This window comes from Hydrogenophaga sp. GW823-FHT04C09, from assembly GCF_058796355.1.
In genome coordinates, this window is record NZ_JBXAIO010000005.1 from 147,281 (window position 1) to 170,087 (window position 22,807).

Sequence of the window (22,807 nt, forward strand, 5' to 3'; positions counted from 1 at the left end):
GTGGCCACGCTGGAGGAACGCGTCGCGGTCCTGCGCGCGCAGGGCATCCATTCGGTGCTGGCCACCTTCACCGACCTGCTGGGCGCGCCCAAGGGCAAGCTCGTGCCGCTGGAGCGCCTGCAGCAGGCGGTGGAGCAGGGCGCCGGTTTCTCCGGCCCCAGCATCGCGGGCACCGGTCTGCCGCGCATGGGCGCGCGCAGCGAGTACATGGGCCGGGTGCGGCCCGAGAGCCTGCGGCCCATGCCCTTCATGCCGGGCGTGGCGCACGCGGTGTGCGACGGTTACGCCGGCGGCGAGCCGCTGGACACCTGCCCGCGCCAGGTGCTGCAGCGCCAGGTGGCGCGCCTGAAAGCCGAACGGGGCTGGACGCTGTGGGTCGGCATCGAGCCCGAGTTCTTTCTGCTGCAGCGCGACGCGCAAGGCCAGTGGCGCGTGGGCGATGGGGAAGACCGGCTCGCCAAACCTTCCTACGACCTGCAGGCCATGGGCCGCAACTTCGGTTTTCTCGACGAGATGCGCCGCACGCTGGAGGCGCTGGGCTTCCAGCTGGAGCAGATCGACCACGAGGACGCGAGCGGGCAGTACGAGATCAACTACCGGCACGACGACGCGCTCGCCGCCGCCGACCGCTACCAGCTCTTCAAGCTCGCCGCGCAGGCGGTGGCGCGTCAGCACGGTCTGGTGTTCTCCACCATGCCCAAGCCGCTGGCGCACGCGCCGGGCAGCGGCCTGCATTTCCACCTGAGCCTGACGGACGAGCAAGGCCGGCCCGTGATGGCCGATCCGGCCGGCGTGCTGGGCCTGAGCGAGACCGGCCAGCGCTTCGCCGCCGGCCTGCTGCACCACGCCGACGCGCTGGCCGCGCTGTGCGCGCCCACCGTCAACAGCTACAAGCGCCTGGCCGCGAGCCGCAGCGCCTCGGGCACCACCTGGTCGCCGGTGTGGAAGGCCCTGGGCGACAACAACCGCACCTGCCTCGTGCGTGGCGTGGCCGGGCGCATGGAATGGCGCCTGCCAGACCCGGCGTGCAACGTCTACGTGGCCATCGCCGCCACGCTGGCCGCGGGCCTCTCGGGCATCGACCAGGCGCTGCCACCGGTGGCGCCCTGCGAGGACGACCTTTACGAGCGCCACGCCATGGGCGATGCCCTGCCCGCGCGCCTGCCGCGCGACCTGCTCGCCGCGCTCGACGCCCTGGCGGCGGACGCGGCCTTGCGCGAGGCCGTCGGCCCTGCCTTCTGCGCGCAGTTCCTGGCGCTCAAGCACGACGAATGGGCGGCCTGGAGCCAGCAGGTGAGCGAGTGGGAGCTGCGGCGCTACGCCGACGCGCCCTAGCCGGCGCGGCCGGTTTCGGGATAATCGCGCCCTTGTGAGCCTGCCCGAACCGACCACCCCCCCCGCCAAGACCTGGACCAAGACCGCCGACCGGCCGCTGCGCAGCTGGTCCAAGTCGCTGGGCATCTGGGTGTTCGCGCATTTCGTGGACGTGCCCGTGCCCTGGCGCGCCGTGCGCCAGACCGACGCCCGGGCCTTGCTGGCGTATGAACACGAGCGCCTCGTGGCCCTGGCGGCTGCTGGGGAGCACGTGCCCCCGGTGCTGGCCTTCGACGGGTTCACGCTCACCACCGGCGACATCGGCGAGACGGTGGACCTGCAGCTGCACCGCCGGCCCGAGGGCGAGCGCCTGCCGCTGATGGTGGCGGCCAGCGCCGACCTCGCGGCCTTCCACGCGCGCGGCCAGTGGCACGGTGGGGCCCAGTTGCGCAACACCACCTGGGACGGCCGGCGCTTCGCGCGGCTGGACTTCGAGGAGCGCCTGCGCCCGGGCATGGCGCTGGAGACCGTGCAGGTCTACGACGTGCTGCAGATGCTGCTCTCGCTGGCGCGCTACCTGCAACCGCTGGGGCCCGGCGCGGTGCTCGCCGTGCTGCAGGCCTATGAGCAGGGCGGCACGGGCGGACCGGCGCTGCGCGCCTTCATCGCCCACCTGCTGCCGCGCTTGCAGCGCGTCTCGCGCATCGCGGCGTGGTCGAAGCGGCTGGACACGTCGCGCGAGCTGATGCGTTTGCGCACCGTGCTCGAAGGCATGGCGGCGTTTGTGGCGTCGCCTACCTGATCTGCGCGCCGCTTCTGGGCCTCAGGTCTTGTAACCCGGATCGAGTTTGTCCACCTTGCGCAGCAGCGCCGGCCACGCGAGCTGCGCGCCCTGGCCGGCGGTGGCGATGCGCATCACGTCGGCCATGCCGGCGAGGATGCGGGGATCGACCTGCGTGAGTTCACCGCCGCCGGCCAGCGCGTCGATCTGGATGCGGCAGGTGTTCTCGAAGGTGTACATGGACAGGAAGGCGTCGGCGATGGTGCGGCCCACGGTGAGCAGGCCGTGGTTGCGCAGCACGAGGTAGTTGGCCTGGCCCAGGTCGGCTTGCAGGCGCGGCTTCTCCTCGGGGCGGAAGGCCACGCCCTCGTAGCCGTGGTACGCCAGCGAGGCCAGCACGAAGGTGCTCTGCTGGCTGATGGGCAGGATGCCGGCCTTCTGCGCGCTCACGCCCACGCCCGCGCGCGTGTGGGTGTGCAGCACGCAGCCGGCCTCGGGCCGCGCTTCGTGCACGGCGCTGTGGATCACGAAGCCGGCCGGGTTCACCGGGAAGGGCGAGTCGTGCAGCTTGTTGCAGGCCATGTCGACCTTGACCAGGCTGCTGGCCGTGATCTCGTCGAACATGAGGCCGTAGGGGTTGATGAGGAACTGGTGTTCGCCCCCGCTCACGCTGTCGGGCAGCTTGGCGCTGATGTGGGTGAAGACCAGGTCGCTCCAGCCGTAGGCGGCGACGAGGCGGTAGCAGGCGGCGAGGTCGCAGCGCAGCGCCCATTCTTCGGCGCTGACGACTTCTTTCAGGGAAGGGATGTGCATGCGAAGCGCTCCGTGGGGCAGGACGGCCATGCTATCGCGCGCCCTGCGGGGCCGCTGTCACCTGTGCGTGGCGGGCTTGCCACGCTAGTCCGTCTTCTCGTGCTGCTCCCGACTTTCCCCGTTCATGGAATCCGTCCGCTGATTGTGTTGCCCTTGTCCGCTTCTCGGCGTTGTCCGTTGACGTGCGTTGTTGTTGGACTCATTGCCGTGGCCGACGTGGAGCTGGGTTTCCGACTCAATGGCTAGCTCGATGTGCTGGTGCGAGGCCTTCATGGAGCTTTTCGTGCCGGCCGGATTCCCGGACTGGGTTAGCGAATCTGTCTCCTGCGGACTCTGCAGTTCTCCGTTCTCCCGACGTCGAGCGGAGGACGCCTCGATGCGTTCAAAGTGATCGCCCGCCTCACCGTGAATCGAAAGCCGGTGCCGGATGTGAACCATGTTTTCGGCAGGGTCGTTGAGGGCATTCCCCTCGGCGTCGTACATGACGGTGGTGCTTTCCCCATGCAGTGCGAGGGGGCGATTCAGCACCCGGGCCAGGCACGGAAGCACCCGCGTGGGCAGATAGCACCCGTCTTGTTCGTAGTAGCGGGCAACGGAGTGCAGCAAGGCAGCTCTTTGACTCTCCTCGTTCAGCCATCTGTTTGCCACCAAGGGGTGTTGTTCGGGCCTGGATGCTTCGAGTTCACTTCGCAGTGTCTCCGGCAGGGTTTCAAGCAGGCGGTTGCCGTCCAGAACCGCATATGCCGGCTCTCCGGCATCCGCACGCATCTGAGAGACGGCCTGTTCCAGGTGGTGCTCCACCAAGTTGAGACTTTCCGCAGAATCGGCGCTGTTCTGCGCCAATCGGCGGATCTGGTTGCACAGGGCTGCCCTGATGCGAGCGGCGTCGCACCTCCACTCGCCGCCATCGAGGACGTCGGCAGCGGCGTGCAGAAGACAGTCGCCGCCGCCGGCTGTGCGGGGCCACTTCGCTTCCAGGTTGAGCACGGCGCCGCGAAGCACCGTGACTCCCTGCAACGCCGCGAGGTACCAGTCTTTGGAAGGTATCAGTGATTGGATGGCGCTGACGGGCTGGTTCATGGCGACGCGCGAGCCACCCCGACGCGCCACTTCTTTCACGGTGATGCCGGGTCCGGTGAGCCAGCCGTGTCCTCGCCGAAGATGCCCATGGAAGAAGCAGGCAAGCAGGATGACGCCGAAGACCCCGTCGATTCCCTCGTTGAGGCCGCGAAACGCGAAGGTCCTCCATGAGTCGCTCGAAAACATCCCAAGCTCCCGGTTCATGCCACTGTAGTCGGGGTGCAGGAGGTTGCGCAGGGCCACCCAACGGCTCAACGTGATGCTCATCCCCGCATACAACACCATGTGGGTGCCCAATCGCAGGAGGTGGGTTCTGGTGTTTGCATTCAATGCCCAACGCAGAGCGCGCTCTGGATGCAGACGAACTTCAGGAAAAATGCGGCCGGCCTGAGCCTGAATGAAGTCGCGCGTCAGTGCGGCGATGGCCATGCCGAGGTAGTTGGTCGCGGTGTCCGTCCTCGACAGGTCGCTTTCCTGCCTGTAGACGGAGGCAAGGGTGAGGGCGACGCCCACGGCGGCGGTCCCGACGCCGATCCAGGTTCTTGCCGAGCGCCGTTCCCAGGTGCCGGCCGAGCCGAAGAAAAAACCCGCGAAAGCCACCGCTACAACGCTGATGGCCGCGATGCCGTGATGCGCCCCCGGCACTCCCTCAAAGCGGTCTTGGTTTTCCTCCGTCCCCAGGATCTGGGCCAGTCTCTGGGCGGTGGACTCCTGCTGCACTTGCGGCACGCCGTGACACAGGATGCGGGCACTCAAGGTGACGGCAAACCCCACCCCAGAAGAGATGATGCTGGCGGACATGTCGCGCAAGCCCGTCCAGAGCGCCACCGCCAAGATGTCGCCGATCTCAATGGCACTGTGGGGGGAGACGGTGAGTGGATAGATCGGCCCGTAGATCGGATGTGTGAGGGGGGCAGAGACCTTGTTACCCATGCGCCAACCAGACCTTTCTCCAACCGATGGCCTGTGTCGCCAGGTTTTCCAGGCGTTGGGCAAGGTCTTCGGCGCGCAGGTCTTGCAGGTGCTCTTCCATGCACAGCAGCAGGTTGCGCTCGGCGTCCGCGCCAAAGGTGGGCGAACCGCGGCCGTACAGGGTCAGGTTCAACTGGAGCAGGCTGAGCAGGGCATCGGCGCTGCGCACCTCGGGCACTGGCCCGAACACACAGTGGATGAACAAGGCCTCGGGGTCGATCGAGCGGTGGCTCACGAGGCACTCGACGCCGTCCACCAGGAAGGTGGCGCATCGGTAGTCTTTCATGGGCAGATCCAGCCACGCGGTGGCGGGCGCCACGCCCACCAGTTCGCAAGTGGCGTTGATGAGGGGGCCGAAGGCATCGGGGCCTTGTGGGGTTGCAGGAGGAGATTCGAGTTTCATCGCGACGGGGGGTCTGTCGAAGCTGCGGGTGCGCAGCGGGCTTGCGCACGGGGGGTGGCCTGGGTGCGCACTCAGCGTGCCACGGCCGGGCACGAAGGCTTGAGTGCGGGGGCTATCCCGGTGGTTCGCGATGCGGGCCGTTTTTTGCGCGTCCAGCGCAGGGAGCGCGAAGCGCGCTTCAGCGCGCGGGCTGCGTCAACCGTTCGAGTTCGCCGAGCCAATGCATCGCGTGCTCCCGGCTGTTGCCGCACATGGCGGCCTGCGGCTGCAGCGAGCCGCACACGGCCGGGCGCTCGGGCCGGCCGAACAGGCGGCAGCGCAATGCGGCATCGAGGTGCGGGCAAGGCACGCCGGCAGGCTTGCCATGGGGCAGGCCGGGCAGGGGGCTGCTGATCGACGGCGCGGTGCAGCAGGCGGCGCAGCCGGGCCGGCAGGCCATGGCGGAAGCAGGGGGGAGCATGGGTGGCATTGTCGCGCGCGGGCAGGGGCTTACACTGGTCCATCGCTGGTGCCCCTGGGTGCCCTTGCCTTTCACCGGAACACGTTCATCCCTTCATGCCCGTGACCACCGCCACCCCCGAGACGCTGGTGTCCCGTCTGAGCCAGTGGCGCCTGTGGGTGTATGCGGCGCTGGCCGTGCTGCTGGGTGCGCTGCTGCTGCAGGCCGGCCACAAGCTCATGACCGAGCTGAGCTACGGCGAGATCGTGGACGCGGTGCGCACCACACCGGCCACGGCGCTCGCCTTGTCGGTGCTGGCCACCGCGGCGAGTTACTTCGCGCTCACGTTCTACGACCGCACCGCCCTGGCCTATGCGGGCGCGCAGCTGCCGCAGCGCGTGGTGGCGAAGACCGCGTTCATCGCCTATGCGCTGTCCAACACCATCGGCCTGGGCGTGCTCACGGGCGGCGCGGTGCGCATGCGGCTGTACGGGGCGGCGGGGCTGGAAGCGGGCCTGGTCTCGCGCGCCATCGTGTTCAACGCCTTCGGGTTCGGCATCGGCATCGTGGTGGTGGGCGCGGGCGCGCTGGTGTGGGGCGCGGGCACGGTGCAGTCGGTGTTCGGCACGCCGCCGGGCCTGTTGCGTGGGCTGGCGGTGGCGGTGTTGCTGGCGGCGGGCGCGTTCATCGGGTTCTGCCGGCGCGGGGGCGAGACGGTGTTCCGGGGTGTGGTGCTGCGCCTGCCGAGCGCGTCGCTGGCGCTGCAGCAGTTGTTGATTTCGGCCGTGGACGTGGTGGCCGCCGCGGCCGCTTTGTGGTTTCTGCTGCCGGCCGGGGCCATTGCCTTTCCGGCCTTCGTGGGCTTCTTCGCGCTGGCGATCGCGCTGGGCGTGATCAGCCACGTGCCGGCCGGCCTGGGGGTGTTCGAGGCGGTGATGCTGTTGGCGTTGGGCCACCATGTGCCGGCCGAGCAGCTGGCCGCCGCGCTGGTGATGTTCCGCGTGGTCTACCACCTGCTGCCGCTGGCGCTGGCCGTGGCGATGCTGGCGGGCGCCGAATGGCAGCGCGGCGCGGCCACGCCGGTGGTGAAGGCGGCGGCGAGCCTCTCGCCCTTGTTGTTGTCGGCCTTCACCTGGGTGGTGGGCGTGGTGCTGCTGGTCTCGGGCGTGACGCCGGCCACTGAGGGCGCCACCGAACTGCTCTCGCGCCACATGCCGCTGCCGGTGGTGGAAGCGGCGCACTTCCTGGGCAGCATCGCGGGGCTGGCGCTGCTGTTCGTGGCGCGCGGCATGTTCCTGCGGCTGGACGCGTCGTGGTGGGCCGGGCTGGGCCTGGCGCTGGTGAGCCTGGTGCTGTGCCTGCCCAAGGGCATTGCGGTGTCGGAAGCGGTGCTGTTGCTGGTGCTGGCGGGCGCGCTGGCGCTCTCGCGCAAGCAGTTCAACCGGCGCGCGGCGCTGTTCTCGCAGGCCTTCACCTGGGGTTGGCTGGCGGCGGTGGCGGCGGTGGTGATGGCGGTCACGGCGCTGCTGTTCTTCGTGTACCGCGACGTGGACTACGTGAACCAGGTCTGGTGGCAGTTCGAGTTCGACGGTTACGCGCCGCGTTCGCTGCGCGCCCTGGTGGCGGTGTGCCTGATCACGCTCGCGGTGGCGCTGAGCCGGCTGCTGCGCCGGCCTCAGGCGGTGCTGGTCAAGCCCGACAGTGGCGCGCTGGAGCAGGCCGCGCGCATCGTGCGCGCCCAGCCTTCGGCGGGGGCGGGGCTGGTGATGATGGGCGACAAGAGCCTGATGGTGTCGGACACGCAGCGCGCCTTCATCATGTTCGGGCGGCGCGGCCGCTCGTGGGTGGCGCTGTACGACCCGGTGGGACCGGTGAATGAATGGGCCGAACTGGTGTGGCGCTTCGTGGAGCAGGCGCGCGAATCGGGTGGGCGCGCGGCCTTCTACCAGGTGCGCCCCGAGGGCCTGCCGGTGTACCTGGACGCGGGCCTGCGCGTGCACAAGCTCGGCGAATGCGCGCTGGTGGACCTGCCCACGTTCACCTTGCAGGGCAAGGCGCGCGCGAACCTGCGCCACGGCGTGGCGCGTGCGCAGCGCGATGGCCTGAGCTTCGAGGTGCTGATGCCGGAGCAGGCGGTGGCCGTGTTCAGCCAGCTGCAGTTGATTTCGGACGCCTGGTTGAGCGAGCATCAGACGGCGGAGAAAGCCTTTTCGCTGGGCGCGTTCCGGCGCGACTACGTGCTGCGCCAGCCGGTGGCGGTGGTGCGACAGGGCGAACGCATCGTGGCCTTCGCCACGCTGCTGCGCACCGACCAGAAGCTGGAGGCCAGCGTGGACCTGATGCGCCAGCTGCCCGATGCGCCGCGCAGCGCGATGGACTTCCTGTTCGCGCAGACCATCCTGCATTTCCAGGCGCAGGGTTACCAGCGCTTCAACCTGGGCATGGTGCCGCTATCGGGCATGGCGCAGCACCCGCTGGCGCCCAACTGGCACCGCCTGGGCCGGCTGCTGTTCAACCACGGCGAGAACTTCTACAACTTCCAGGGCCTGCGCGCGTTCAAGGAAAAATTCGACCCGGTCTGGGAGCCGCGCTACCTGGCCTCGCCGGGCGGCTTCGCGCCGTTTTTCATCCTGGCCGACGTGGCCGCGCTGATCGCGGGTGGCCTGCGCAAGGTGATCTCCAAATGAAGGCCAGGACCTCGCTCATCGCGGCCTGTCTGCTGGCGGCCCTGGCGTTGCCCGGGGTGGCGCTCGCGCAGGCGAAGGCCGCTGCCACCACCGAAACGCTTTCGCACGGCAACTTCAAGAACCTGTCGCTGTACCGGCCACCGGGTGAGGCCAGGTCCTTCGTGCTGTTCCTCTCGGGTGAAGGCGGCTGGACGCCCGCGCTGGCCGCCCAGGCGCAGGCCCTGGCCGGGCAGGGCGCGCTGGTCGCCGGCATCCACACGCCGCGCCTGCTGGCCGCGCTGACCAAGGACGGCGGCGACTGCCTGCTGCCCGATGGCGACCTGGAAAACCTCTCGCACTTTTTGCAGGGGTATGCGCGCCTGCCGGCCTACTTCCCGCCGCTGCTGGTGGGCGAGGGGCAGGGCGGTACGCTGGCCTACGCGATGCTCGCGCAGGCACCGGAGCAGACCTTCGGCGGCGCGGTCTCGATGGGTTTTTGTCCCACGCTGTCGGTGAAGCGGCCGCTGTGCAAGGGTGAGGGCGTGCACTTCACGCGCCGGGCCGACAGCTCGGCCTTGACGCTGCTGCCGTCACCGCAACTGCACGCGCCCTGGACGGTGCTGCGCGACAGTGAAGACAAGGCCTGCGCGCTGGCGACGGCACAGGATTTTGTGGCCCAGGTGCGCGGTGCCCAGCTGATGAACGTGGCCGGCCCGGATGCCACGTCCTCGCTGCTCGATGCGCAGCGACAGCTCAGCCGCGCGCCCGCTGTCGCGGCGCTCCCGCCCGACACCGGTGTGGCCGACCTGCCCCTGGTGCCCGTGCCCTCCGCTGGCACCTCCGACACCTTTGCCGTGCTGCTTTCCGGCGACGGCGGCTGGGCCGGCATCGACAAGGAGCTGGCCGCGAAGTTCGCGGCGGCGGGCGTGCCGGTGGTGGGGCTGGACTCGCTGCGCTACTTCTGGTCGGCGCGCACGCCCGAGGGTCTGGCCAAGGACCTGGACCGCGTGCTGCGCAGCTTCGCCGTGCAATGGAAGAAGAGCCGGGCGCTGCTGATCGGCTATTCGCAGGGTGCGGACGTGCTGCCCTTCGCGGTGCCGCGCCTGCCCGCGAGCTCGCGTGGGCTGGTGGCGCACACGGTGCTGATCGGGCCGGGCGAGAAAGCGTCGTTCGAGTTCCGTCTGAGCAACTGGGTCAAGCGCGACAGCGGCGGCCTGCCGCTCAAGCCCGAGCTGCAGAAGCTCGCGGCAGCCGACACGCTGTGCGTCTACGGCACCAACGACCGCGACACGGTCTGCCCGCGCGTGCCCACCACACAGGTGACGCCGGTGCCGCTGCCGGGGGACCACCATTTCAACGGCGAGTACCAGAAGCTGGCCGACGAGATCCTGCGGCGCACGCGCTGAGCGCATGCGGTGGTCAGCTGTTGAAGCGCTGCGCGGCCCAGAGCGCCTGGTCGACCACGCCCTGCACGCCCAGGCGCGCGGGCTCGGCCAGTTGCCCGCTGGCATCGAAGGCCTCGCCCGCCCGCGCCAGCGCGAACTGGCGCGGGGTCAACCAGCACTGCAAATTCAATAGCAGTGGAGACAGGTGGGACAGGCTTCTCAGGCCACCCAGACCGCCAGGCGAGGCGCTCAGCAGGCCCACCACCTTGCCGGCGAAGGGCTTGAGTCCGTCGCCCCACTCGGGGTCGCCCTTGACGGGGCTGGAGACCCAGTCGATGGTGTTCTTGAGCAGGCCGGTGTAGCTGCCGTTGTACTCGGGTGAGCAGATCACCCACGCCGGGTGGGCGCAAAAGATTTCCTTGAGGCGGATCGCGGCGGCCGGCGTGCCGCGCGCTTCCAGGTCGGCGTTGTACATCGGCAGGTCGAAGTCGGCCAGTTCGAGGTGGGTCACCGGGGCGCCGGCGGCGCGCGCGAGGTCGGCGGCGACCTGGGCCAGACGGCGGTTGTGGGACTGGGCGCGGGTGCTGCCCGCGAAGACGAGGAGGGGTGGAAAGGTGCTCATGGCCGGGATTCTGGCACCGCCGCCGCGCAGCATTCCTGCGTTCCGTGAGAGGGTGGAAGGGGCAGGAAATCCCCAACGGTGGGACAATCGCAGGTTGCCCGGGCGCACCGGGCCTGCATTTCCCCGGAAGAAGCACCATGTTGTACCCACAGGAATTCGATGTCATCGTCGTTGGCGGCGGGCACGCCGGCACCGAGGCCGCGCTGGCCGCCGCGCGCATGGGCTGCGCCACGCTGCTGCTCACGCACAACATCGAGACCCTGGGCCAGATGAGCTGCAACCCGTCGATCGGTGGCATCGGCAAGGGGCACCTGGTGAAAGAGGTGGATGCGCTGGGTGGTGCGATGGCGCTGGCCACCGACGAGGGCGGCATCCAGTTCCGCATTCTCAACAGCTCCAAGGGCCCGGCCGTGCGCGCCACGCGCGCCCAGGCCGACCGCGTGCTCTACAAGGCCGCGATCCGCCGCACGCTGGAAAACCAGCCCAACCTCTGGCTGTTCCAGCAGGCGGTGGACGACCTGATGGTCGAAGGTGACCGGGTGGTGGGGGCTGTAACGCAAGTGGGCATCCGCTTCCGCGGCCGCACCGTGGTGCTGACGGCGGGCACTTTTCTGGACGGCAAGATCCATGTGGGCCTGAACAACTACGCGGCCGGCCGCGCGGGCGACCCACCGGCGGTGTCGCTCTCGGCCCGCCTGAAGGAGCTGCAGCTGCCGCAGGGCCGCCTGAAAACCGGCACGCCGCCGCGCCTGGACGGCCGCAGCATCGACTATTCCAAGTGCACCGAGCAGCCGGGCGATGGCGTGCCCGGCGGCATGAATCCGGACCGGCCAGTGCCGGTGTTCAGCTTCATGGGCAGCACGGCGATGCACCCGCAGCAGGTGCCGTGCTGGATCACGCACACCAATCAGCGCACGCACGACATCATTCGCTCGGGCTTCGACCGCAGCCCCATGTTCACCGGCAAGATCGAGGGCGTGGGCCCGCGCTACTGCCCGAGCGTGGAAGACAAGATCAACCGCTTCGCCGACAAGGACAGCCACCAGATCTTCCTGGAGCCCGAGGGCCTGACCACGCACGAGGTCTACCCCAACGGCATCTCGACCAGCCTGCCGTTCGACATCCAGTACGCGCTGGTGCGCAGCATGCCGGGGCTGGAGAACGCGCACATCCTGCGCCCGGGCTACGCCATCGAGTACGACTACTTCGACCCGCGCTCGCTCAAGAACAGCTTCGAGACCAGGCAGATCCAGGGCCTGTTCTTCGCCGGCCAGATCAACGGCACCACGGGCTACGAAGAGGCGGCGGCGCAAGGCCTGTTCGCCGGGCTGAATGCCGCGCTGCAGTGCCGCGGCGAAGCGGCCTGGCTGCCGCGCCGCGACGAAGCCTACCTGGGCGTGCTGGTGGACGACCTCGTCACCCAGGGCGTGACCGAGCCCTACCGCATGTTCACCAGCCGCGCCGAGTTCCGCCTGCAGCTGCGCGAGGACAACGCCGACATGCGCCTGACCGAAGCCGGCCGCCGCCTGGGCCTGGTGGGCGACGCGCAATGGGACGCTTTCTGCCGCAAGCGCGACGCGGTTTCACGTGAAACAGAGCGCCTGAAGGCGACCTGGGTGAACCCGCGCAACCTGCCGGCGGAAGAGGGCGAGCGTGTGCTGGGCAAGGCGATCGAACACGAGCACAACCTGTTCGATCTGTTGCGCCGGCCCGGTGTGGCCTACGCGGACCTCGTGGGCATGGACGGCGGCAAGCACGCGGCGCCCGAGGTTTCACGTGAAACACTGGCCGAGTTGCTCGAGCCGGTGGTGGAGCAGCTGGAGATCGCCGCCAAGTACTCGGGTTACATCGACCGCCAGAAGAACGAGGTGGAGCGCGCCGCCCACTACGAAGGCCTGAAGCTGCCGGCCGACCTGGACTACCTGCAGGTGACGGCGCTGTCGTTCGAGGCGCGGCAGAAGCTGGCCAAGCACCGGCCCGAGACCCTGGGCCAGGCGTCCCGCATTTCGGGCATCACGCCGGCCAGCATTTCCCTGTTGTTGATCCACCTGAAAAAGGGTGGCTTCAAGGGCTTTGCCACCTTGCCTGCCGACGCCGCCGCATGAGCGATCTGCGCACCACCCTGCAGGCCGGGCTGCAGTCGCTTCGGCTCGACCTCGATGCCCGTCAAGTGGACCTGCTGCTGGACTACCTCGGCCTGCTTCAGAAATGGAACAAGGTCTACAACCTCACGGCCGTGCGCGACCCGGCCGAGATGATGACGCACCACCTGCTCGACAGCCTGGCCGCCATCGGCCCGCTGCAACGGCAGACGCAGGGCAGGGCGCTGCTGCTGCTGGACGTGGGTTCGGGCGGCGGGCTGCCCGGCGTGGTCATCGCCATTGCCTGCCCGCAGATCCAGGTGACCTGCGTGGACACGGTGGCCAAGAAGGCGGCCTTCATCCAGCAGGCGGCGGCCACGCTCAAGCTGCCCAACCTGCGGGGCCTGCATGCCCGGGTGGAGAGTCTCAACGCCCTCTCCGGTCAAGGCTATGACGTGGTGTGCTCGCGGGCGTTCGCGTCCTTGGTTGACTTCACGAACTGGTCGCGCGGCGCCCTGGTCGAGGGCGGCATCTGGATGGCCATGAAAGGCAAACACCCGGCGGATGAACTCGATGCCCTGAACGCCGCCACCCCCGGGGTGGATGTGTTTCACGTGGAACAGCTGCAGGTGCCCGCCCTGGAGGCCGAGCGCTGCATCGTCTGGATGCGCCCGGGCCCCGCCGCTGTTGCCTGAACATCACAGCCGGCGCGTGGCGGGCGCTTAAACTCGACCCTCCACTTCTCGGGGTTCCTCCATGTTCGGCATCGCAGATTACGGCGCTTTCGTGGCCGCCATCGTCCTCTTTTTGCTCATTCCCGGACCCGGGAACCTGGCGCTGATCACTTCCACCAGCAAGGGTGGGGTGAGCGGCGGCCTGGCCGCCACCTTCGGCGTGATCGCGGCGGACCAGGTGCTGATGTGGCTGGCCGTGGCCGGTGTGGCGGCCTTGCTCGCGGCCTACCCGGCGGCCTTCAGCGCGGTGCAGTGGCTGGGCGCGGCCTACCTGGCTTGGCTGGGCTGGAAGATGCTGACCGCCAAACCCGGCGACGCCCCGGTGCTCAACATCCGCCCGCGCCAGTATTTCCAGCAGGCGGCGGTCATCACCCTGCTCAACCCCAAGGCCATCGTGTTCTACATGGCCTTCTTCCCGCTGTTCGTGGACCCGGCCCGCCACCAGGGCCTGATCACCTTCGGCGCCATGGCCGTCACCGTGGCCGTTCTCACCTTCCTCTATGGCCTGGTGGCCGTGCTGCTCACCCACTTCCTGGCCGCGCGCCTGCGCGCCAACCCGGTCATCGGCCGCACGCTGGAGAAGCTGGCGGGGGTCTTCCTCATCGGCTTCGGCATCAAGCTGGCCCTCTCCAAATAAGAAGCAGCACCATGGCGAAAATATTTTGTGTGGCGAACCAGAAGGGCGGGGTGGGCAAGACCACCACCACCGTCAACCTGGCCGCCGGCCTGGCCAAGGTGGGCCAGCGGGTGCTGATGGTGGACCTGGACCCCCAGGGCAACGCCACCATGGGCTCGGGCGTGGACAAGCGGCAGATGGTGCTGTCGGTGTACGACGTGCTGCTGGAGTCGGCCTCGGTGGCCGAGGCGGCGGTGTATTCGGAGAAGTGCGGTTACCACGTGCTCGGCGCCAACCGGGAGCTGGCCGGGGCCGAGGTCGAGCTGGTGGAGGTGGAGCGGCGCGAGAAGCGCCTGAAAACCGCCCTGGCCGAAGTGGGCGATGCCTACGACTTCGTGCTGATCGACTGCCCACCCAGCCTGTCCATGCTCACCCTCAACGGCCTGTGTGCGGCGCACGGCGTGATCGTGCCCATGCAGTGCGAGTACTTCGCGCTCGAAGGCCTGACCGATCTGGTGAACACCATCAAGCAGGTGCACGCCAACCTGAACAAGGACCTGGCCATCATCGGCCTGCTGCGCGTGATGTTCGATCCCCGCATCACCTTGCAGCAGCAGGTGAGCGACCAGCTCAAGGCCCACTTCGGCGACAAGGTGTTCGACACCGTGATCCCGCGCAACGTCCGCTTGGCCGAAGCCCCGAGCTACGGCCTGCCCGGCGTGGTATTCGACCCGGCGGCCCGCGGCAGCCAGGCCTTTGTGGCCTTCGCGCAGGAGATGGTCGCGCGCATCGGCAAGCTCTGAGCGGAGGGTGTTTCACGTGAAACCTCAGAACATCCTCATCCTCCCCGGCTGGCAGAACAGTGGCCCCGACCATTGGCAGAGCCGCTGGGAGGCCAGCCACGGCTACCGCCGGGTGGAGCAGCACGACTGGATGCGCCCCAAGCGCGGTGACTGGATCGCGCGCCTGGAAGACGTGCTGCTGGGCTGCGACGAACCCGCCGTGCTGGTGGCGCACAGCCTGGGCTGCCTGCACACGGCGGCCTGGGCCTCGCACTCGAAGAACACCGATCGTGTGAAAGCCGCGCTGCTGGTGGCGCCAGGCGATGCCGAGCGGGAAGAGATGCGCCCCGTGTTGCCCAGCTGGTCGCCCATCTCCCTGCAGCGCCTGCCGTTCCCCAGCGTGCTGGTGGGCAGCCGCAACGACCCGTACTGCAGCTTCGAGCGGGCCGAGGCGTTCGCCATGGCCTGGGGCTCGCGCTTCGTCGACCTGGGCGAAGCCGGCCACATCAACGCCGAGTCCGGCCTGGGCGACTGGCCGACCGGCCATGCCGTGCTGGCCGAACTCATGAACCTCTGACAATCGAAAGAAGAAGACCCATGGTCACCAAGAAACCCAAGGGCCTCGGCCGCGGACTCGAAGCCCTGTTGGGCCCCAAGGTGGAAGAGGGCGCCGCCGCGCCGGCCGCCGCCGAGGGCGCGCCCAGCAGCCTGCCCGTGACCGAGCTGGTGGCGGGCATGTACCAGCCGCGCACCCGCATGGACGAGGGCGCGCTGTACGAGCTGGCCGAGTCGATCAAAGTGCAGGGCGTGATGCAGCCCATCCTGGTGCGCCAGCTGGCCGACGGCCCGAACGCCGGCAAGTACGAGATCATCGCGGGCGAACGGCGCTTCCGCGCCTCCAAGCTGGCCGGCCTGGACAGCGTGCCGGTGCTGGTGCGCGACGTGCCCAACGAGTCCGCCGCCGCCATGGCGCTGATCGAGAACATCCAGCGCGAAGACCTCAACCCGCTGGAAGAGGCCCATGGCCTGCAACGCCTGGTGAAAGAGTTTGGACTCACTCACGAGCAAGCGGCCCAGGCCGTGGGGCGCTCGCGCAGCGCCGCGAGCAACCTGCTGCGCCTGCTGCAGCTGGCCGAGCCGGTGCAGACCATGTTGATGGCGGGCGACCTCGACATGGGCCATGCGCGCGCGCTGCTGGCCCTGGACAAGGCCCACCAGATCACCGCCGGCAACCAGATCGCGGCCAGGAAGATGTCGGTGCGCGAGGCCGAGGGCCTGGTGAAGAAGCTGGGCGCCGAATTCGCGCTGGCGCCGCAGAAGCTCAAGAAGGAGAAATCGCGCGACATCCGCCGGGTGGAAGAAGAGCTGGCCGACCTGCTGACGGCGGACGTCGAGGTCCGGGTCAAGAAGCGCGTGAAGCGCCACGGCCGCTTCGAGGACATGGGCGAGGTGGTGATCCAGTTCGGCTCGCTGGAGGCCCTCAACGGCATCATCGACCGGCTGCGCGGCACCGCTGCCCACTGACGGCCCCGCCTGCGCCGGGAGAAACAGGCCTGTTTCTCCCGGCTTTTTCCCCGCATTGCACCACTTGACAGCCGCATAACCTGAGCTGGCCCGGTCTTGCGGCGTTGTGCCTTGCTCTGAAAGTTGCCACTCGACTTGGGCCACCTGAGGAGGTACCCATGTCGCAACGCTTGAATCTGGGGCAGCGGCTGCTGCTCATCAATGCCACGCTCGTCGTGCTGCTGCTGGCCGTCGCGGCCACGGTCTGGATCATGATGGGCCGGGTGGTGGATGCCGCCGAACGCATCAACGAAACCAACGTGCCCCAGCTGCAGATCATTGCCGAGCTGGAGCTCAACGTCACCCGCACCTCGCTGCAGGTGCGCCACGCGATCCTCTCGCGCAACCCCCAGGAACTCGACGCCACGCTGGCGGACATCGGCGAGAAGAAACGCCTGCTGCTCGACGCGCTCAAGGTGTTCGGCGAGGGCATGATCGACGACGCCGGGCGACAGGCCTTCGCGCCCCTGCCGGCCCTCATGACCGAGTTCTGGCGCATCGGCGAGGCCAACGTGAAGCTCATCCAGGAAGGCAAGAAGGACGAAGCCTTCGCCTACCTGGTGGACCACACCATCCCCGCGCGCAATGCCCTGTTGAAGCCCTTGGCCCAGGAGAAGAAGCGCCAGGGCGAGCGCCTGGCCTACCGCATCGACGAGATCGAGAGCCTCTCGAAGCTCGACCGCAACATCGTGGTGGTCTCCGTGGTGGTCGTTGCCCTGGGGTTGGCCGGGCTGGCGATCTACCTGCGCAAGGTGGTGCGCTCCCTCGGTGCCGACCCCGATGAACTCAAGCGCATCGCCGACGCGGTGGCGTCTGGCGACCTCGGTGTGTCCATGCGGGTGCGCGAGGGCGACACGCACAGCGCCCTGGCCAAGCTGCGCACCATGACCGAACGGCTGGCCACGTCCGTGCACGCCGTGCGGCAGGGGGCCGAGGCCGTCTCCAACGGCAGCGCGGAAATCGCCTCGGGCAACAGCGACCTCTCGCGCCGCACCGAAAGCCAGGCCAGCGCGCTCGAGCAGACCTCGGCATCGATGGAGCAGCTGGGCAGCACCGTGACCCAGAACGCGGAACACGCGCGCACCGCCAACCAGCTCGCGCAGGGCGCCTCCAGCGTGGCCCAGCAGGGTGGCGAGGTGGTGAACCAGGTGGTCGACACCATGAAGGGCATCGAGAACAGCTCGCGCAAGATCGCCGACATCATCGCGGTGATCGACGGCATTGCCTTCCAGACCAACATCCTGGCGCTCAACGCGGCGGTGGAAGCCGCGCGCGCCGGGGAGCAGGGCCGGGGCTTCGCGGTGGTGGCCGGCGAGGTGCGCAACCTCGCGCAGCGCTCGGGGCAGGCCGCGAAGGAAATCAAGGACCTGATCGGTGAGAGTGTGGAGCGCGTGGAACGCGGCGTCACCCTGGCCGACAAGGCCGGCACCACCATGCAGGAGGTGGTGGGCAGCATCCGCCGCGTCTCCGACCTGGTGGGCGAGATCACCAGCGCCAGCGCCGAGCAGAGCGCCGGGGTGTCCCAGGTGGGCGAGGCTGTTCTGCAGATGGACCAGACCACCCAGCAGAACGCCGCGCTGGTCGAGCAGATGTCCGCCTCGGCCACCAGCCTGCGGCAGCAGGCCGAAGACCTGGTCCGGGCGGTGGCGGTGTTCCGCCTGGGCGCGGCGGCCTGAGCCCGGTTGCAGGCTTTCACAGGCGGAGCGGGGACTTCTGAGCACAATGGGGTGGCTGTCCCGCACACCATCCCTTTTTTCAGGAGCCTCCCGATGACGATGTCGAACCTCTCCAGCCCACGCGTGTCCCGCCGTCCCCTGCTGGGCGCCCTGGCCACCGGCCTGCTGCTCACGGCCTGCGGCACGCCCGTCACCAACCCGCCGTCCTACACCGTGACCGGCACGGCCCGCTTCGAAGGGACGATCGCCCTGCCGCCCAACGCGGTGCTTGACGTGTCGGTGGCCGACGTGTCCCGCGCCGATGGCGGCTCCGTCACGCTGGCCCACTTCGCCGGCCCCGCCAGCGGCCCGCAGCCGCTGCGCTTCAGCCTGCCGGTGGAGCAGCGGCGGGTGCAGGAGAAGGGCAGCTACTCGGTGCGCGCCGAGATCCTGGTGGATGGCAAGGCCTTGTACGTCACCGACAGCGCTTACCTCGTGCTCGGTCACTCAGGCACGACCCATGCCGACGTGCTGCTGCGCCCGGTCGACACCCGTGCGCAGCCCGCCGCGCCCAGGATCGAGAACGTGCGCTGGGTGCTGGTGTCGCTCGACGGCCAGCCCCTGCCCGCGCAGGACCCGGCCAAGGCGCCGCACTTCGTCTTGAACAGCGACGGCCGCCGCGTGACCGGCTCGGGTGGCTGCAACGAACTCATCGGCACCTACACCCTGAACGGACAGGCCCTGCAGATGCTGCGCGGCCCACGCCGCGAACTGCAAACCTGTGCGGCCGACATGGAGCGCGAACGCGCCTTCATGTTCGCGCTGGCCACCACCGAACAGTGGGCCATGCAGGGCCCGCGCCTGCGCCTGCTGGACCGGCTGGGCGCACAGGTGGCGGTGCTGGAGGCGCGCCCGGCGCCCTGACGCCCACCGATCGACCCCCCCGGGGTACACGCATCGGGGTGCCGGTGCGTCGATTCGTTCCCTGAACAGAGTCCTTCAATGACTCATGACGCGAACTCGTGCGTCATGTGCGTTGTGGTGCGCGCGCCGAAATAGATTGCGCGGCTGAGCGTTCTGCCGCCACGGGGATCAGCGTCAACACATAGAGCACCACCACCAGGGGCACGGCCAGCACCAAACCAATCCACAGATGCAGCTTGCCCTGCGTCAGCACGAAGGCGTCGTCGCGCACCGCGAACAACGGAAAGCGCATGAGGTTGTAGCCATCGAGCCGCAGCATCAGGCTGGCTTTCTGCTCACCCTGCAGTTTCAGCCGCCACGCGGGGTAGAGCAGACCCGACGAGGGCGCTAAGGGGCGCAGGTTTTCTAGTTGCGGGTGCTCTACCCATTGCCCTTGATCGTCCTGAATCCACAGGCGCACTTCGTCCTGGGTCGGCAACTCGTAGGTAAGCAGCCAGGCCTGGGGGTCGGGGCCGGGGTTGCTGAGGGTGAGTTGTGCCCAGTAGGGGTAGGGCAGCCACTTGCCAAACGCATGGTTGGCATGCGGCAGAGGGATGGCATCGCCCGCCGCGACAAGGGCACCCACCCGCCCAGGAGTGAGTTCGCCTTGCGGGTCGGCCACGGTTTGCAGGGCGGCCCAAAGGGGGACACGATCCGCGCCAGGGTCCAAGGGCATTGCTGCGGCAAGGGAATGGGCCCCCAACAACAAGGCCATGAGGGCCAGCCACTTAAACCAGCATGCCATTCGCTTTGGCCCAGGCGATGTACAGACTCGAGGCCTGCGTCCGGTTCTGCACCCCCATTCACGACAACATGGCCCGCATTTGCGAAGGCCGCACGGTCTTCATCGTGGCGCACCGTCTCTCGACGCTGCGGCTGGCGGACCGCGTGTTGGTGCTCGACGGCGGGCGGTTGATCGAAAGTGGCCACCATCGGGAACCACGCGGGTTGGCGCCAGGCCGAAGCCCTGCATGCCCAGGCACGTGAGCAGTTCCATCAGGCGGAGCAGGATCTTCTGTTGCGTGCCGCTCAGTCCTATCTGGATGTGCTGGTGGCCCAGGAAGGCGTGCGCGCGGCGGGCTCTTATCGGACCGCCGTGGAGCAGCAACTGGCGTTGGCGACGCGAAACTACGAAGTGGGCACCGGTGCCGTCACGGACGTCCACGAGGCGCAAGCCAGGCGCGATGCGGTTCAGGCGCAGTGGGTGGCGGCTCAAAACGATGTGGAATTGCGCCAGGCGGAGCTGCAGCGGCTCTTGGGCGATGCGCCGGGCGCGCTGCAACCGATGGACCCTGTGGCCGCCTTGCCGCCGTTGCCTGAGGGTGGGCTCGACCGCTGGCTGGATGCCGCACGGGCGGGGCACCCGGGGGTGAGGCTCCAGCAGGCCGCTGTGGACGCCGCGCGTGCGGATGTGAAACGCCAGACGGCCGGCCACTCACCGTCGCTGGACCTGACGGCGAACTACGGCCCGGCCTACGCTTCGGGCAGCATGGGGTCGCCAGCGGACATTGCCAGCCGGGTGCGCACGGCCCAGCTGGGCGTGACCTTCACGTTGCCGCTCTACGCGGGTGGCGGCACCCAATCCCGCGTGCGCGAGGCCTTGGCGTTGTGCGACAAGGCGGAGGAAGAGCTGGAAGCCGCGCGGCGGCAGGCGTCCACGCTGGCGCGTCAGGCTTACGCCGGGCTGGCCAACGGGCAGGCGCAGGTGGAGGCACTGGCTTCGGCGGTGCGTTCCAGCGAGGCCGCTCTCGAGTCCAACCGCATTGGCTACCGCATTGGCACGCGCATCAACACGGATGTGCTCAATGCCCAACAGCAGCTGCACACCGCCCAACGCGACTGGCACAAGGCCCGGGCCGACAGCCTGATGAGTGCCCTGCGGCTCAAGGCCGCGGTGGGCGAACTGTCCGAGGCCGATCTGGCCGCCAGCAACGCGCTTCTTGCGCCCCGACTTCCATGACCACGCTTTCCAACCCATCGATGCACACGTCCATCCCAGGTTCGCCGGAGCCGGCCGACACCGTTCATGCACTCGCCGAACTGGCGCGAACTCAGGCCCAGAACACCTTGCAGAAAATTCCCATGCTGGGCGCTGTGACTTGGCTGATGCTGCAGCAGTCCGCTTTTCGGGCCTCCCTGTTGGCCGACCTGGAGTGGCGCGTTCTGCCCCCGCTGATGCTGGGGCAGGCGCGGCTCTTCATGCGCGGCGACGCGCCTGTGGGCTATGCGTCCTGGGCCCTGCTGTCGGAAGAAGCCGCCTGCCGCTGGCGCCAATCGCCGCATCGCTTGGCGCTGCAGGATTGGAACAGCGGCGAACAGGCGTGGCTGATCGATGTATTCACGCCCTATGGTGGGGCGCGTGAAATGCTGGAGGAGTTGCGCAGCACCCAACTCGCGGGGCGGGAATTGCGCCAGCTTGTGCCTTTGCCCGAACAATCCCCTCAGGAGCTGCGTTGGCCACCGGTGGAGGGCTTGGACGCCGGAGCGATCAAAGCGCGAAGATCTTCCCCGGGTTCATGATGTTGTCCGGGTCGAGCGCGCGCTTGATGGTGCGCATCATGTCGACCGCGCCGGTGCCGGCCTCGGTCACCAGGAAGTCCATCTTGTGCAGGCCCACGCCGTGTTCGCCGGTGCAGGTGCCTTCCAGGCTCAGCGCGCGCGCCACCAGTTTGTGGTTGAGTTCCTCGGCCAGCGTGTGCTCTTCGGGCTTGTTGGGGTCGATCAGGTAGCCGAAGTGGAAGTTGCCGTCGCCCACGTGGCCGACGAGGAAGTAGGGCAGGCCGGCCGCGTCGGCCTCGCTCACCGAGTCCAGCAGGCAGTCGGCCAGGCGGCTGATGGGCACGCAGGTGTCGGTGGAGATCGCGCGGCACCCGGGCTTGCTCTGGATCGCGGCGAAGTAGGCGTTGTGCCGCGCCGTCCACAGGCGCGTGCGCTCCTCGGGCGTGTCGGCCCATTCGAAGGCGTTGCCACCGAACTCGCTGGCGATCTCCTGCACCGTCTCGGCCTGTTCCTTCACGCTCGCGGGCGAGCCGTGGAATTCCATCAGCAGCATGTTCTCTTCGCGCAGGCCGAGCTTGCTGTGCGTGTTGACCATGCGCACGGTGTTGTGGTCGATGAGCTCGCAGCGCGCGATCGGCACGCCGAGCTGGATCACCTGGATCACGGTGCGCACCGCGGCTTCGATGGTGGGGAAGGAGCAGGTCGCGGCCGAGATGGCTTCGGGCAGCGGGTAGAGCTTGAGCGTGATCTCGGTCATCACGCCCAGCGTGCCTTCGCTGCCCACCATCAGGCGCGTGAGGTCGTAGCCGGCGCTGCTTTTCCTGGCGCGCGTGCCGGTGCGGATGACCTCGCCGCGCGCGGTGACGACTTCGAGCGCCAGCACGTTCTCGCGCATGGTGCCGTAGCGCACCGCGTTCGTGCCCGAGGCGCGCGTGGCCGACATGCCGCCGATGGAGGCGTCGGCGCCCGGGTCGATCGGGAAGAACAGGCCTTCGCTTTTGACCGCCTCGTTGAGCGCCTTGCGCGTCACGCCGGGCTGCACGGTCACGGTCAGGTCTTCGGCGTTGATGGACAGCACGCTGTTCATGCGGCTCACGTCGATGCTGATGCCACCCTGCACGGCCAGCAGGTGGCCTTCGAGCGAGGAGCCCACACCGAAGGGAATCACCGGCACGCGGTGCTGGGCGGCCAGCTTCACGGCATCGGCCACGTCCTGCGTGCTCTCGGCGAACACCACGGCCACCGGCGGCGGCACCTCGTACACCGACTCGTCGCGCCCGTGCTGCTCGCGCACCACCAGGGCGGTGGAGCATTGCGCGCCGAATCGCGCCTGCAGGGCCGTGAGGAACTCGGCCGGGACGGCGCGCTGGTGGACTTCGGGGGTGAGGTGGCTCAGGGCGGTGGGGGCGTTCATGGGGCTTGTCTCCGGCAGCAGTGGG

General features: G+C 68.7%; 21 protein-coding genes. 14 read left to right on the forward strand and 7 right to left on the reverse strand.

The genetic code is table 11. The annotated features are described in order from the left end of the window. Both glnT and AC1Q9M_RS15540 read left to right on the forward strand, forming a co-directional pair. Complete coding sequence (gene glnT, locus AC1Q9M_RS15535; RefSeq protein WP_492434739.1) at window positions 1-1,335, forward strand: type III glutamate--ammonia ligase; 1,335 nt, start codon at window positions 1-3, stop codon at window positions 1,333-1,335. A gap of 34 nt (window positions 1,336-1,369) precedes the next feature. Further along, complete coding sequence (locus AC1Q9M_RS15540) at window positions 1,370-2,116, forward strand: BUD32 family EKC/KEOPS complex subunit (protein ID WP_492434541.1); 747 nt, start codon at window positions 1,370-1,372, stop codon at window positions 2,114-2,116. A 21-nt stretch (window positions 2,117-2,137) separates the two neighbouring features. On the opposite strand, the gene AC1Q9M_RS15545 is transcribed toward AC1Q9M_RS15540, so the two are convergent. From AC1Q9M_RS15545 to AC1Q9M_RS15560, 4 genes are all read right to left on the reverse strand, one after another. After that, window positions 2,138-2,908 (reverse strand): class II aldolase/adducin family protein, encoded by a 771-nt coding sequence (locus AC1Q9M_RS15545; protein WP_382322669.1) that lies wholly within the window; start codon window positions 2,906-2,908, stop codon window positions 2,138-2,140. An 84-nt stretch (window positions 2,909-2,992) separates the two neighbouring features. Beyond that, complete coding sequence (locus AC1Q9M_RS15550; protein ID WP_492434542.1) at window positions 2,993-4,921, reverse strand: OTU domain-containing protein; 1,929 nt, start codon at window positions 4,919-4,921, stop codon at window positions 2,993-2,995. Beyond that, window positions 4,914-5,363: a CesT family type III secretion system chaperone gene (locus AC1Q9M_RS15555; protein WP_492434543.1), complete on the reverse strand. Its 450-nt coding sequence runs from the start codon at window positions 5,361-5,363 to the stop codon at window positions 4,914-4,916. The genes AC1Q9M_RS15550 and AC1Q9M_RS15555 overlap by 8 nt, the downstream gene beginning before the upstream one ends. Window positions 5,364-5,541: 178 nt before the next feature. Then, a complete protein-coding gene (locus AC1Q9M_RS15560; protein WP_382325812.1) occupies window positions 5,542-5,802 on the reverse strand; it encodes a YkgJ family cysteine cluster protein in 261 nt (86 codons plus the stop codon). A 116-nt stretch (window positions 5,803-5,918) separates the two neighbouring features. Between AC1Q9M_RS15560 and mprF the strand changes: the two genes are divergently transcribed. Beyond that, the gene (mprF, locus tag AC1Q9M_RS15565) at window positions 5,919-8,489 is read left to right on the forward strand and encodes a bifunctional lysylphosphatidylglycerol flippase/synthetase MprF (protein ID WP_492434544.1); all 2,571 of its coding nucleotides are present in this window, start codon (window positions 5,919-5,921) and stop codon (window positions 8,487-8,489) included. Beyond that, window positions 8,486-9,874 carry a virulence factor family protein gene (locus tag AC1Q9M_RS15570; RefSeq protein WP_492434545.1) on the forward strand — a complete coding sequence of 463 codons (1,389 nt, stop codon included), beginning with the start codon at window positions 8,486-8,488 and terminating at the stop codon, window positions 9,872-9,874. The genes mprF and AC1Q9M_RS15570 overlap by 4 nt, the downstream gene beginning before the upstream one ends. 13 nt (window positions 9,875-9,887) lie before the next feature. Here the strand turns inward: AC1Q9M_RS15570 and AC1Q9M_RS15575 are convergent, their stop codons facing one another. After that, a complete protein-coding gene (locus AC1Q9M_RS15575) occupies window positions 9,888-10,475 on the reverse strand; it encodes an NADPH-dependent FMN reductase (protein WP_382322674.1) in 588 nt (195 codons plus the stop codon). Window positions 10,476-10,612: 137 nt separating this feature from the next. On the opposite strand from AC1Q9M_RS15575, the gene mnmG reads away from it, so the two are divergent. The 8 genes from mnmG to AC1Q9M_RS15615 all read left to right on the forward strand — a co-directional run bounded on the left by mnmG (window position 10,613) and on the right by AC1Q9M_RS15615 (window position 18,830). Beyond that, window positions 10,613-12,580 (forward strand): tRNA uridine-5-carboxymethylaminomethyl(34) synthesis enzyme MnmG, encoded by a 1,968-nt coding sequence (mnmG, locus tag AC1Q9M_RS15580; RefSeq protein WP_382163535.1) that lies wholly within the window; start codon window positions 10,613-10,615, stop codon window positions 12,578-12,580. Then, window positions 12,577-13,251 carry a 16S rRNA (guanine(527)-N(7))-methyltransferase RsmG gene (gene rsmG, locus AC1Q9M_RS15585; protein WP_492434546.1) on the forward strand — a complete coding sequence of 225 codons (675 nt, stop codon included), beginning with the start codon at window positions 12,577-12,579 and terminating at the stop codon, window positions 13,249-13,251. Before mnmG ends, rsmG begins: the two co-directional genes overlap by 4 nt. Window positions 13,252-13,312: 61 nt before the next feature. After that, a complete protein-coding gene (locus tag AC1Q9M_RS15590) occupies window positions 13,313-13,927 on the forward strand; it encodes a LysE family transporter (RefSeq protein WP_382322675.1) in 615 nt (204 codons plus the stop codon). Between the two features lie 11 nt (window positions 13,928-13,938). Beyond that, window positions 13,939-14,709 (forward strand): ParA family protein, encoded by a 771-nt coding sequence (locus tag AC1Q9M_RS15595; RefSeq protein WP_444687813.1) that lies wholly within the window; start codon window positions 13,939-13,941, stop codon window positions 14,707-14,709. A 16-nt stretch (window positions 14,710-14,725) separates the two neighbouring features. Further along, window positions 14,726-15,265, forward strand: a complete 540-nt coding sequence (locus tag AC1Q9M_RS15600) for an RBBP9/YdeN family alpha/beta hydrolase (RefSeq protein WP_492434547.1) — start codon at window positions 14,726-14,728, stop codon at window positions 15,263-15,265. 20 nt (window positions 15,266-15,285) lie between these two features. Then, window positions 15,286-16,212, forward strand: a complete 927-nt coding sequence (locus AC1Q9M_RS15605) for a ParB/RepB/Spo0J family partition protein (protein WP_382322677.1) — start codon at window positions 15,286-15,288, stop codon at window positions 16,210-16,212. Between the two features lie 158 nt (window positions 16,213-16,370). Then, a complete protein-coding gene (locus tag AC1Q9M_RS15610; protein WP_492434548.1) occupies window positions 16,371-17,927 on the forward strand; it encodes a methyl-accepting chemotaxis protein in 1,557 nt (518 codons plus the stop codon). A gap of 93 nt (window positions 17,928-18,020) precedes the next feature. After that, window positions 18,021-18,830, forward strand: coding sequence for a YbaY family lipoprotein (locus AC1Q9M_RS15615; protein ID WP_492434549.1), 810 nt, complete (start codon window positions 18,021-18,023; stop codon window positions 18,828-18,830). 103 nt (window positions 18,831-18,933) lie between these two features. Here AC1Q9M_RS15615 and AC1Q9M_RS15620 read toward each other — a convergent pair whose 3' ends face one another. After that, window positions 18,934-19,491, reverse strand: coding sequence for a 7TMR-DISMED2 domain-containing protein (locus tag AC1Q9M_RS15620; RefSeq protein ID WP_492434550.1), 558 nt, complete (start codon window positions 19,489-19,491; stop codon window positions 18,934-18,936). A 300-nt stretch (window positions 19,492-19,791) separates the two neighbouring features. On the opposite strand from AC1Q9M_RS15620, the gene AC1Q9M_RS15625 reads away from it, so the two are divergent. Further along, window positions 19,792-20,829: a TolC family outer membrane protein gene (locus AC1Q9M_RS15625; RefSeq protein WP_492434551.1), complete on the forward strand. Its 1,038-nt coding sequence runs from the start codon at window positions 19,792-19,794 to the stop codon at window positions 20,827-20,829. Further along, a complete protein-coding gene (locus AC1Q9M_RS15630) occupies window positions 20,826-21,389 on the forward strand; it encodes a toxin-activating lysine-acyltransferase (protein WP_492434552.1) in 564 nt (187 codons plus the stop codon). Before AC1Q9M_RS15625 ends, AC1Q9M_RS15630 begins: the two co-directional genes overlap by 4 nt. Here AC1Q9M_RS15630 and AC1Q9M_RS15635 read toward each other — a convergent pair. Continuing rightward, a complete protein-coding gene (locus AC1Q9M_RS15635; RefSeq protein ID WP_382163518.1) occupies window positions 21,358-22,782 on the reverse strand; it encodes an FAD-binding oxidoreductase in 1,425 nt (474 codons plus the stop codon). The two genes, AC1Q9M_RS15630 and AC1Q9M_RS15635, sit on opposite strands and share 32 nt — an antisense overlap. Between the last annotated feature and the right edge of the window lie 25 nt (window positions 22,783-22,807).